This is a genomic window from Acidobacteriota bacterium, from assembly GCA_034211275.1.
GTDB lineage: Bacteria > Acidobacteriota > Thermoanaerobaculia > Multivoradales > JAHZIX01 > JAGQSE01.
Genome location: JAXHTF010000188.1, coordinates 1 through 13057 on the forward strand (window position 1 = coordinate 1; position 13057 = coordinate 13057).

The following is a 13057-nucleotide window of genomic DNA, read 5'->3' on the forward strand; positions in this document are numbered from 1 at the left end:
GCGTCTGCGGCTGGATCGCCGACAGCCGCTCCTCGGCTGGTTGGAGGCCTGGCAACAGGAGCAGGCGGAGCGCTCGGAGGCGATCCACCTGCCGCTGGTGGAGATTCAGCGACTGGTGGGGTTGCCCCGGGAGCAATCCCTCTTCGACAGTCTGGTGGTGTTCGAGAACGTTCCCGTCGACCGCCGGCTGGAGCAGGTGGAGGACGTCGGTCTGACCCTCCACAGCGTCGACTACCGGCCCCAGACCCACTATCCGTTGACCCTGCTCATCGTCCCCGAGCGCCAGCTGACCCTGCGTCTGCTGCATCGCATCGAGGAGTACGGCCCCTCCTCCGCTCGCCTCCTGCTGAACGCCATGGAGGAGGTGCTGGAGCGCATGAGTCGCCACCCCTGGGCCGAGCTGGCCACCTTGGTGGACGGCCTGGGTCTGGACCGCGACGGTCTGGAAGAGACTTTGGCGGCGGTTCCCGGGGTCGTCAGGGCCTGGTTGCAGCCGCCGAGCTGGGAGTCCCATCGGTGGCGGCTGCACGTCGAGTTGGAACCGGCGGCGGAGGGTTCGAACGAGGACGAGATGGTGCGCCGGCTGGCCGCTGCGGTTCCCGCCGAGCTTGCCGGCGAGGTGGATTGGCTGTGGATCGCCCGGGAACACGATGGCCGGGCTGCGGCTTCCCCCGGGGGCGCTCCGGAGACCCCGAAGGAAGCCGACCAGGAAGCTGAGAGTGAAGCCGCCGCGCCCGCTCTCGCCGTTCTCGAGCTTCCCGCGGATCGTCCTCCGGATGCCGAGAGCGACGTTTCGGCGAAGGTGCCCGGCGAGGTCGGGCGAGCGCTTCCCGCCCCGTTGGTGGCGGCGGCGGTGGAGCGGGCCCGGGCAGCGGGGATCAGCCTGGAGATGCTCTTGGCAGCCGGGGTGGCGGTGCTGTTGGGGCGTCTCGCCACCAGCCGCCGGCCGGCCTTCAGCGTGGTGGAAATGCTGGCGGAGCGGCCGGCCGGTCCCTGGCTACGGCGGTGGCTGTCGTTGGCTCCAAGGGTCGGCTCCCACGGCGGCTCGGGGCGCAACGGCGGGGCGGATGCCTCGGCTTTGCTGCGGGAGGTGCGCAGGAGCTGGCTGGCGGCGCGGCGGAAGGCTCTGGAACAGGCCGCTGCGGAGCCCCCAACGAAGCCCGAAGGCGGTTTCGTGGTGCGCTTCCCCGGCCACGGTGCTTCCGCCGCCGGGACTTCTGCCTCCCATTTGCCGGCAACGGGGATCGAGCTGGTGCTGGAGGCTCCCTCGGCGGAGGGCGCCATGAAGGGCCGCTGGCGCTACGACCCCCGGCGCTACGACGCGACCACCTTGGAGCGTTGGAGCGCTGCGTATCTCCAGCTCCTCGAGCCGATGGTGGCGCCGCAGGCGAGGCCGCTTGCAGAGTGGCCCTGGCTGCGCCGCGCCGAGAGGCATCAGCTGTTGGTGGAATGGAACGACACCGAGGTGGCGGGAGCGGGCAGCCGGCTGCCTCATCGGGCCTTCGAAGAACACGCTTCGAGAAGCCCCGGCGACTGCGCCCTGGTGGTCGGCGACCGGTCTCTGAGCTATGGCGAGCTCGACCGGTGGGCGAACCGCCTGGCCCACCGGCTGCAGCGGTTGGGGGTCGGCCCCGACGTCTCGGTGGGCATTTGCCTGGATCCCTGTGAGGCCATGTTGGCGGCCTTCCTGGCGGTGCTCAAGGCCGGTGGAACCCACGTTCCGCTGGCCCCTTCCTACCCCTCGGAGCGCCTCGACTTCATGGTCCGGGACTCGGCCATCGCGGTGCTGATGGTGACGCCCGAATCCCGTCATCGTCTGGAGCTGGCCGCATCGGTCCCCGTGGTGGATCTGGGAGACGGTCCGGAGGATGCGCCGGACGAGCGCGACGACGCCCCGGCGAGCCGGGCGGTGGCGGAGAACCTGGGGTATGTGATCTACACCTCCGGTAGCACCGGCCGGCCCAAGGGGGTGGCCCTGTCCTACGCGGTGATGACCAACCTGGTCTACTGGCAGCTGGGGCTGACCCCGTTGCCCCCGGGCGGCAGGTCGCTGCAGTTCAACTCTTTCAGCTTCGACGCCAGCGTCTTGGAGATGCTGGCACCGCTGTCTTCCCAGGGGGTTTTGGTGCTGCGGGGAGAGGAGGACCGCCGGGACTTCGGCGCGCTCGCCCGCCTGTTGGTGCGCCAGTGCATCGAGCGTTTGATAGTGCCCTTCACCGCCCTCGAGCATCTGGCGGAGCATCTGCAGGGAGCGCCGGTGGATGATTTCTCTCTGCGCTGGGTGGTCTCCACCGGTGAGGCCTTGCAGATCACGCCGGCGGTGGTGGCGCTCTTCCGGCGGCTGCCGGGAACGGTCCTATTCAACGGTTATGGGCCGTCGGAGACGCATTTCATCACCGACTATCGGCTCGCCGATGCCGATCCCGGTCGCTGGCCGTCCATGCCCTCCATCGGCCGGCCGATCCCCAACGGCCGGATCTACATCGTCGACCCCGCCGGCAGGCCTCTGCCGGTCGGCGTCCCGGGCGAGATGCTGCTGGGCGGCCTGCCGGTGGCTCGCTGCTACCTCCAGCGGCCGCGGGCGACGGCGGAGAAATTCCTCCCCGATCCCTGGGGCGAGGCGGGGGCGAGGATGTACCGCAGCGGCGATCTGGCCCGATGGCTTCCGGACGGCAACATCGAGTTTTTGGGACGCATGGATCACCAGGTCAAGGTCCGCGGCTTCCGGGTCGAGCTGGGGGAGATCGAGATCGCCTTGCGCGGCTTGCCGGCGGTGCAGGACGCCGCGGTGGCCGCACTGCCGGGAGCTCTTCCCGGGGACCAGCGGCTAGAGGCTTTCGTGGTGCCGATCCCCGGCGAAGAGGTGGACAGCGCTGTGCTCGCCGCCGGGCTTCGGGAGAGCTTACCGGAGCACATGATCCCCAATCTCTTCAACGCCCTCGAGCGGCTGCCCCAAACCCCTTCGGGCAAGCTCAACCGGCGTGGCCTGGTAGACGCTTCCGGGTCGCCCGACGGCGGCAGCGGGGATAGCGGGGACGTCACCCTCGATCTTCTGGCGTCGTTGTGGAGCCGACTGCTGGGCCGGCGGCCGGCGAGCGCCGAAGACGATTTCTTCCGCCTGGGGGGACACTCCCTGCTGGCCACCCGCCTGGTCTCCCAGGTGCGCCGGGTGTTCGGCGTGGAGCTGCCCATCACCCGGGTCTTCGAGCGATCCCGGCTCAAAGAGCTGGCTCAGGAGATCGACGGCATCCAGCAGGCGGGGATCACCGCGCTGGAACCGATTCGCCCGGTGAGCCGGAGCTCGGCGCTGCCGTTGTCCTACGCGCAGCAGAGGTTGTGGCTCCACGAGCGGCTGGAGAACGTGGGGTGGGCGTACAACATTCCCACCGCCCTGGCCCTCGACGGCCCCCTCCATCCGCGGGCGCTGGAGCATGCCCTCCAGGGCCTGGAGGCGCGTCACGAGATTCTGCGCACCACCTTCGCAGAGGGGCCGGAGGGTCCCCGCCAGGTGATCCATCGGCCCGGCGAGGTGTTTCTGCCGGTGGCCGATCTCTCCGGCCTCGCCGAGGCCGCGCGGGAAGCGGAGCTGGATCGGCTGCTCGCGGCGGCGGCCCGGCGGGTCTTCGATCTCGCCCGGGGCCCTCTGTGGCGCCCGCTCCTCGTTCGTATCACCGCGGCGGAGGAACCCGAGCGGTCTGCGAGCCACGTTCTCTTCCTGAACTTCCACCACATCATCATCGACCTCTGGTCGGTGGGCATTCTGGTGCGCGACGTCTCGAAGCTCTACCGCGCCGCCCGCGACGGCGAGGCGCTGGCGCTGCCGGCGCTGCCTCTCCAATATGCCGATTTCGCCGCCTGGCAGCGCCAGTGGCTGACCGGGCCGGTGTTGGAGCAGCAGCTCGAATATTGGCGCCGGCAGCTGTTGGGGGCTCCGGAGCGCATCACCCTGCCCCTGACCCGCGAGGAGGATTCCGCAACGGCCGCCGACGCGGCGGGAGATTCGGCGGGAGGCGACCATTGGATCTATCTACCGCCGGCGCTGCTGCAGCAGCTGGAGGGGCTGGCCCGGGATTCCGGCGCCACCCTCTTCATGGTCCTGCTGGCGGCCTTCCAGGTGCTCCTCTACCGCCACACGGGGGAGACGGACCTGGTGATCGGCTCCGACTTCGCCAACCGCAACCGCGAGGAGACGGAGTCCATGGTGGGTTTCTTCATCAACGTCCTGCCCTTGCGCACCGACCTCTCCGGCAGCCCCAGCTTCAAGCGCCTGGTGGAGCGCGTTCGCGGGGCGACGCTGGGAGCCCATGCCCACCAGGACGTGCCCTTCGATTTCCTGGTTCGCGACCAGGGGGCGGAACGAGCTGGCTCCGCCCCCCTCTTCCGCATGCTCTTCGTGGTCCAGAACGCTCCCCAGGAGGATCTGGATCTGGGGGATGAGCTGACGGTCGGTGACCGCCCGGTGGGAACCGCCACCAGCAAATTCGACCTGGCCATTTTCTGCGACCGCGACGGCGACGGCCTCGGCTGCCGCTTCAGCTATCGCCGCAGCTGCTACCGGCGCCCGGGGATCGAGCTCCTGGCCGCCCGTTACCTCGATCTGCTCCGGCGCACGGTGGCCGAGCCGGCTCGCCGCATCGACGACATCGACTTTTTGACCGACAAGGAAAGTGAGGAAAAGACCATGGATGGAGCCCGCAAGGAATCAGAGAGCAAGCGCCGCTTTGCCAAATTCCAGCGCCGACGCCCGCAGGCGGTCAGCCTCGAGGAGACGGAGCTGGTGAGCACCGGCTTCCTGTCGTCTGAAAGCAAGCTGCCGAGGCTCATCGAGCCCCAGATGCCCGATGTGGATCTGGTGGAGTGGGCGCGGGGAAATCAGGAAATGCTCGATCGCGAGGTGAGCGAGCACGGGGCGATTCTGCTCCGTGGCTTCGCCGTGGGCTCGGTGCCGGAGTTCGAGCGCTTCGCGGCGGCGGCGGCCCATCAGCTGTTCGGAGACTACGGCGACCTGCCCAAGGAGAAGGGCGGCGAGAAGGTTTATAAGTCGACTCCCTACCCGGCGGACAAGCGCATCCTCTTTCACAACGAGAGCGCTCACATGGATCGCTGGCCGCTGCGGCAGTTCTTCTTCTGCGTTCAGCCGGCGGAGGAGGGCGGGGAGACGCCGATCCTCGACTGCCGGCAGACCTACCGCCAGCTCGACCCCGAGATCCGGTCCGAGTTCGAGGACAAAGGGTTGCTCTACGTGCGCAACTTCATCGAGGGCATCGACGTCAGCTGGAGGGATTTCTTCCACACCGAGGACCGCGAGGTGGTGGAGGCTAAGTGTCGCGAAGCGGGCATGGCTTGGGAGTGGCTGGAGAACGGTTTGCGCACCGAGCAGCGTTGCCCCGCGGTGGCCAAGCATCCGAAGACCGAGGAGAAGGTCTTCTTCAATCAGATCCAGCTGCACCACATCTACTGCCTGGGCCAGGAGGTGCGGGATTCGATGCGCCAGCTCTACTCGGAGCACGAGCTGCCTCGCAACGTCTACTTCGGGGACGGTACGGCGATTCCGGACGAGGTGATGGAGCGGGTCGGGAAGCTCTACGACGACCTCTCGGTGTCCTTCCCCTGGCAGCAGGGCGACATCCTGATGGTGGACAACATGTTGGTGGCCCACGCGCGCAATCCCTACCGCGGAGCGGGGCGACGCATCGCCGTGGTCATGGGGGACATGTTCAACCAGGGAGCGCTGGTCCATTGAGACCGCCGGTCCCCGGGCCGAGCCCGATCCGGTACCGAGGAGTCGAGGAGCGAGGATGACCACCCAGGTAACAGAAGCCTTCCGCATGTCACCGCAACAGCGCCAGGCCTGGTCGCGTTGGCAGGCCGCCGGTGCCGATGCCGGCGTTCCTGCAAATGCAGAGACCCAGTGCCGCGCGGTGCTGGAGCTCGAAGGCCCTCTCGATCCGCAGCGTCTGCGCCGGGCTTTGGAGGTCGTCGTCGGGCGTCACGAAAGCCTGCGCACCCTCTACCGGCGCCAGGCGGGGATGCGCTGGCCGTTGCAGGTGTTGGCCGAGGAGCTGACCTTCGGCTGGGCTGAGGGCGAGGGCGCGGTGTCGCCGCAGCTCGATGCGGAAGCCGGACCGATCCTCGGCGCCTGCTTGGAGAAGCTGGGGGCCGAGCGGCATCGCCTGATTCTGAACCTCGTTCCCATGGCGGCGGACGCGCTGAGCCTAAAGGCCGTGGCGTCGGAGCTGTCGGCGGCCTACGGCGATCCCGAGGCCGCCCCGACTGAAGAAGAAGCGCTGCAATACGTTCAATTCTCCGAGTGGCAGCTGGAGGTGGCGGAAGAGAGCGCCGAGGACGAGGTGCCGGTCACGCTGCGCGCCGCGGCCCAGATGGAGCCGCCGCGCCTGCCGCTGGCGAGGCCGGCGGCGGAGGGAGCCGTGGGGCCGCAGCGGATGGCGGCCGTCGCCCTGGCTTGGAGCTCAGAGCTGGGGGATCGGCTGGCCCGGTGCGCCTCGGCGGCGGCGGTCTCCGAGGAAGCGTTGTTGTTAGCGGCGTGGAGAGTCTTTCTCAGCGCTCTCGCCGGTGCCCACGGGGGTGTTCTCGAGGACGGCGGCGCGCTGGCCGTGGAGGTGGCCTTCGACGGGCGCAAATTCGAAGAATTCGAAGGCGCCGTGGGGCTCTTCGCCCGGCGCTTTCCGCTGGCCCTCGATGGGGTCGGGGACTTCTCCGCCGAGGAGCTGGCGCGGCGCACCCAGAAGCTGCTGGACCAGGCCCGGGAGCACCAGGAGCTGCTGGGCAACCAGGATGCCCTGGGTGCCGACGCGGTGACCTTCGAGATGCTGCCGGGAGGCCGGCGCTGGAGAGCCGGTGCACTGAGCGTCACCCTCGCGGAGTGCTCCGGTGGCGCTCTGCCGGCGCTTTGCGGCCTGCGCTGCACGGGATCGCCGGTGAGCGGTTTGGAGCTCTGCTTCGACGCCTCGCGGTTGTCGCTGGAAGTCGCCGAGAATTGGATCGCCGGATTCCGCACCTTGTTGGTGGCGGCTCTGGAGGACCCCCACCGCCCGGCCCGGCGTTTGCCGCGCCTCGGGGACCGGGAGCGGGAGGCCCTGCGGCGGGCCGGCGGCCTGCCCCTCGCCGCGGAAGCCCAGGGCGCCCCGAAAAGCGAGACCCTACTGCTGGCGAGGCTTGCGGCTTGGGCGCGCCGGGAGCCCGGGCGGACGGCGTTGATCGGGCCGGGTCTGGTAGGACCCTCCGCGCTCCGTCGGGAAGGCTCTCGGAGGCTGACCTACGGAGAGCTTTGGGAACAAGCCGGCGCCTTTGCGGCGGCCCTGCGCCAGCGGGGAGCGGGCCCGGGCCAGGTCGTAGGCCTGTTGCTCGAACGCAGCGTCGAGACGGTGGTGGCGATGGTCGGGGCCTGGCGAGCCGGTGCGGCCTATCTGCCCCTGGATCCTTCGCTGCCCGCCGGCCGGCTGGCCCAGCTGGTGGATGCCGCGGCGGTGCGGCTGGTGGTGGCGGAACGGGCCGGGGAGATCGAGGTACCCGCCTCCTGCGCGGTGTTGGCTCTCGATGAGCTCGCCGAGCCGGCGGAGGCTGCTGCGGATCCGTCCTCGGCTCCGGCGTCCGGTCTCGCCTACGTGCTCTTTACCTCCGGGTCCACGGGGCGGCCCAAGGGCGTGCAGGTGGAGCACGGCAATCTCGCCGCGTATCTCGGCGCCGCGGAGCGCCGGTTGCAGACCTCGGGGATGGGCAGCTGGGCCATGATCTCCACCTTCGCCGCCGATCTCGGTCTGACCGGTTTGCTGCTGGGGCTCACCGGCGGCGCCTGCGTCCACGTGGCCACGGCGCAGCAGGCCTCCGATCCCGCCGCCTTTGCCCGGCTGATGGCCGGCGAGGGCGGCGACGGCACCGCGGTGGACGGGCTCAAGATCGTTCCCTCCCATCTCCAGGCGCTGCTCTCCGGCCAGGATCCCGCGGCGGTGCTGCCGCGGCGGCGGCTGGTGCTCGGCGGCGAGGCCTGCCCGCCGGAGCTGGTGCAGCAGATTCGCCGGCTGGCCCCCGGTCTCGAGGTGTTCAACCACTACGGACCGACGGAGACCACCATCGGCGTCATCGCCGGCGCGATGCCCGAGGCGGGGCCGGTGGATCTGGGCCGCGTGATGGATCACGCCTATTTCGTCCTCTGCGACCGTTGGGGGGAGCCGGTGGGCCACGGAGTGGAAGGGGAGCTCTATCTCGGCGGCCTCGGAGTCGCCCGCGGCTATCTCCGCCGGCCGGCGGAGACGGCGGAGCGCTTCGTGCCCGACTTCTGGAGCGGTGAGCCCGGCGTTCGCCTCTACCGCACCGGTGACCGGGGGCGTCTCGAGGCGGACGGCCGGCTGTTCTTCGTCGGGCGGGTCGACGATCAGGTCAAGGTGCGCGGCTACCGCGTCGAGCTCGGTGAGGTGGAGGCCGTTCTGCGCCAGCACCGGCAGGTGCGTCAGGCGGTGGTGCATTTCCACGACGAGGAGCGGGGAGCCGGCCTGGTGGCTTACGTGGTGCAGCGCCCAGGGCCGCAGATCGCCCCCGCCGAGCTCCAGGAGCACCTGGCGTCGCGGCTCCCGGACTACATGCTGCCGAGGGTTTATGCCTTCCTTGACACCCTGCCCATCAACGCCAACGGCAAGGTCGACCGCAGGGCGCTGCCGGCCCCCGACCAGGCCGCGGCGGCGCGTTCCTACGCCCCGCCCCGCAACGAGACGGAAGAGCTGCTGGCCATGCTCTGGCAGCGGGCCCTGGGGATCGAGCGAGTAGGGATTCGGGACGACTTCTTCGCTCTCGGTGGCGACTCCATCCTGGCGATCCAGCTCATCGGGAAGGCGGCCCAGGAGGGCTTGAGGTTCACTCCACAGCAGCTCTTCGAGCACCGCAACATCGAGCAGCTGGCGCCCTGGGTCGGCACCGCGGCGGCGGTTTCCGCCGAGCAGGGCCCGGTGGTGGGGGAGCTGCCCCTGGTCCCCATCCAGCGCTGGTTCTTCGCCGGCTCTCGCCGCCATCCGGAGCATTTCAATCAAAGCCTTCTGCTGGCGACGCCGCGGCCCCTGCGGGGAGAGATTCTGCGCCGGGTCCTGGCGCTGCTGGTGCAGCATCACGACGTCCTGCGCTGCCGCTTCGCTGCCGGCTCGACGGGAGGCTGGACGGCGGAGATCCCGGCGGAGGGAGAGATCCCGCTGGAGGAGCACGACCTCTCGGAGCTGCCCGCCGCCGAACGTAGAGCGCGGCTCGAGGCGCTGTGCGCCGAGGCCCAGGAGGGCTTCGACCTCACCCGCGGCCCGCTGTTCCAGGCCCTGGCTCTTGATCTAGGGGAAGCCGGGGGCCGCCTGTTGCTGGCCAGTCACCACCTGTTGGTGGATGGAGTTTCCTGGCGGGTGCTGCTCTCCGATCTGGAGCAGGCCTATCGGGCCCTGGAGCAGGGCGAGACTCCCCGATTGCCGGCCAAGAGCACCAGCTTTCTCCACTGGGCGCGGGAGCTGGCCCGGGCGGTGACGGACGGCCGCTTCGACGATCAGCTGAGCTATTGGCTGGCGGCGACGGAAGAGCTGGCGGGTTCCTCCGGGGAAGAGTCCGGGGGCGGGCCGGTGGGCTTGTCCCGGCGGGTCTTCCGCTCCCTGGATCGCGAGCTCACCCGCGCCCTGCTCCAGGAGGTGCCCCCGGTCTACAACACCCAGATCAACGACGCCCTGCTGGCGGCCCTGACCCTGGCCTACGGCGAGGTCTACGGTACGCCGCGGCTGGTGGTGGATCTGGAGGGCCACGGCCGGGAGGATGTGCTCGGGGAGGTGGATCTTTCCCGCACCGTCGGCTGGTTCACCACCCACTACCCGGTGTGCATCGATCTCGAGGCGGCCCAGGAGCCCGGGCCGGCGCTGGTCCAGACCAAGGAGAGCCTGCGCGCCGTGCCCCGGGCGGGGATCGGCTACGGGCTGCTGCGTTGGTTGGGGCAAGGGGAAGAGCATCGGCGCTTGCGGGCGCGTCGGGATCCTGCCCTCAGCTTCAACTACCTGGGACAGCTCGACGGCGTCCTCGAGGAGGACGCGCAGATGCGGCTGGCGCCGGAGGCCAGCGGTCCCGAGCGGGCGCCGGACGAGCTGCGGTCGTATCGCTTCGAGGTGTCGGGAAGCGTACTCGACGGCCGCCTGCAGCTGGCGGTGACCTTCAGCCCCGAGGTCGACGAGGGGGCGATGGTGGACCGTTGGGTGGAGGCTGCCTGCCGCCGCCTGGAGGTCTTGATCGAGCATTGCCGAGACCCCGAGGCCGGGGGCTTCACCCCTTCGGACTTTCCCCTGGCGGATCTCGCATCGGCGGACCTGGATCAAATCTCCGGTCTGCTGGACCACCTGGAAGACGAGCCCGAGAAGGCGGGACCTTGAAGAACGTCGAAGATCTCTACCCGCTCTCTCCGCTGCAGGCGAGCCTGTTGCAACACCACCAGGCGGCGCCCGGCTCCGGTGTCGGCTTCGAGCAGAGCGCCGCGACCCTGCGCGGCTCCATCGACGTCCAGGCTTTCGAGCACGCCTGGCAGCGGCTGGTGGCTCGCCATCCCATCCTGCGCACCTGCTTTCTCATTGAGGGGCTCAAGCAGCCGGTGCAGCTGGTGCGTCAGGAGGTCGATCTGCCGGTGGAGACGCGGGATTGGCGCGGCCGCCCGGAAGCCGAGCAGGAAGAGCTGCTGGACCAGCTCCTGGCCGCAGATCGCGCCCGGGGCTTCGACGTTCGCCGCGCTCCGCTGATGCGGGTCGTGCTGGCGCGCCTCGGCGAGGACCGCTACCAATTCGTCTGGAGCTACCAGCACCTGCTGCTCGACGGCTGGTGCCGCGGGCTGGTGATGGAGGATCTCTTCGAGCTCTACGACGCAGCGGTGGAGGAGCGGCAGGCCGAGCTGCCGCCGCGGCGGCCCTATCGGGACTACATCGCCTGGCTCAAGAGCCGGGACGCCAGCGCCGCCGAGGCCTTCTGGCGAGAGCGGCTGGCGGGGCTGCCGGGGGCGACGCCGCTGCCGCTGGATCGGCTGCGCCGGGCGTCGGGCTCCGAGCAGGAAGGATGGGCCGACGGGTTTCTCGATCCCGCCGAGGTCGAGGACCTCAAGGCCTTCGCCGGCCGCCACGGGTTGACCCAGGCCACGCTGATCCAGGGCGCTTGGGCGCTGGTGCTCGGTGCCGCCGCCGGCCTCCAGGACGTGGTCTACGGCACCACAGTCTCCGGGCGGCCCACCGGTCTGCCCGGCGCCGACGCCATGTTGGGAATGTTCATCAACAATCTGCCGGTGCGGGTGTCCTGGAGCGATGGGGAGGATCTGGTGCCGTGGCTCGGCAAGTTGCAGCAGACCTTGGTGGCGCTACGCGGTTTCGAACACAGCGCAGCGGCGGACCTGCGGCGGGCAGCGGGAATCGAGTTCCAGCGGCGCCTCTTCGACAGCCTGGTGCTGATCCAGAACTACCCCGTGGGGGACGTCGGCGGCCAGCTCGACGCCCGCAGCCTGACGGTGGAGAGCTTTCGATTCCGTCTCGAGACCGCTTACCCGCTGACCGTGGTGGTGGCGCCGGCTCAGGGACTCCAGCTGCGCCTGCACTTCGACGGGCGGCGCTACGACCAGGCCTCGGCGGGGGTGGTGCTCGAAGGCTTCCGCCGCATCCTGCTGGCCCTGCCCGCCGCCTCGGAGCAGAGCGTTGACGAGGTCCTATCCAAGGCCGCGGAGACCTTCGCCGGAGAGAATGAGGAGCCGGCTCCGATGCCCGCCGCCGGTCCCTTCCGGCGCCGCTGGGTGGCCGGCGAGCTGGTGGATCCTCGGCTCGTAGCCCGGCGGCTGCGCGGTCCGGCTTCGGCGCCGGCACCGACGGTGCAGGAGGCCGTTGCCCTGTGGCGCCCCGGGGCGGTGGATGGCAGAGAGGCCCTGGTGGCCCTGGCGGCCCTGGCGGTGGATCCGGGGGCGACGGGCGAGGAGCTGCTCCAGGGTTTGCAGAGCCGGCTCCCTCCAACGGCGGTGCCCGCAGCGCTGGCGTTGTTGCCGGAGCTCCCCCGGCGTCCGGACGGCAGCTTCGACACGGAGGCGCTGGCGGCGCTGGCGGACGAAGCTCTGCCGGCCGCCGCCTCGGCGACCTCCGGAGATCCTGCCGAGGAGCTGATGGCGGAGCTCTGGTCCGAGGTCCTGGAGCTGCCCCGAAGCTCGCTGACCGGCGACTTCTTCGAGCTCGGCGGTCACTCCCTGTCCGCCCTGCAGCTGGTGCCCCGGGTGCGCGAGACCTTCGGCGTCGAGCTTCAACCCCGGGCTCTCTTCGAGCAACCGACCTTGGCGGCCATGGCACGGCTGGCCGCCGCCGGGCGGGCCGGCGGTGCGGTGTGCAGCACACCCATCGAGCGGGTGGACCGCGGCGGCGAGCTACCCCTCTCCTTCGCCCAGGAGCGGCTTTGGTTCATGCATCAGCTGGAACCGGAGAGTGCCGCGTACAACAGCCCACGGGCCCTGTGGCTCGAGGGCGAGGTGCGGCCGGCGGCGCTGGCCGCGGCGGTGGCGAGCCTGGTGCGCCGCCACGAGACCTTGAGAACTCGGTTTCCCTCCGACGAGACGGATCGGCCGTTGCAGGTCATCGACGACGCGCTGGCGGTGCCGCTGCCGTGTCTCGACCTCACGGCCCTGCCGCCGGAGGTGCGGGAGGGGGAGGCGGTGCGGCAGGTGCTGGCGCGGGCACGGCAGCCCTTTTCCCTCGCCCGGGGGCCGCTGTTCCGCACCCTGTTGGTGCGCCTGGAGCCGCGGCGCCATGGCCTGCTCTTCGACCTCCACCACATCGCCTCCGACGGCTGGTCGATGAACGTCTTGGTGCAGGAGATGCAGGCCCTATACCGGGCAGCACTAGCCGGCAACTCGGACCCGTTGCCGCCCCTGCCCGTGCAATACGCCGACTACGCCGCCTGGCAGAAGTCGGAGGCGGTGCAGCAGGCCATGGCGGAGCAGCCGCGGGTCGGCGGCTGCTTTTTCTTGTACTTCTTCTTGTTCCCGGAACCGGCGGCCTTGCGCTTGTTGCGGATGTTCTCG

Annotated in this window: 3 protein-coding genes; all 3 read left to right on the forward strand. The window is 70.1% G+C overall.

Annotation, left to right across the window (positions count from 1 at the left end; translation table 11 throughout):
- Positions 1–5743 (forward strand): amino acid adenylation domain-containing protein (locus tag SX243_21040; GenBank protein MDY7095470.1); only part of this gene is annotated, 5743 nt, incomplete at its 5' end.
- A 55-nt stretch (positions 5744–5798) separates the two neighbouring features.
- On the forward strand, positions 5799–10397 hold the full coding sequence (locus tag SX243_21045) for an amino acid adenylation domain-containing protein (GenBank protein MDY7095471.1): 4599 nt from the start codon (positions 5799–5801) through the stop codon (positions 10395–10397).
- The coding region (locus SX243_21050; GenBank protein ID MDY7095472.1) for a condensation domain-containing protein at positions 10394–13057 on the forward strand (2664 nt) is incomplete at its 3' end. The genes SX243_21045 and SX243_21050, both read left to right, overlap by 4 nt.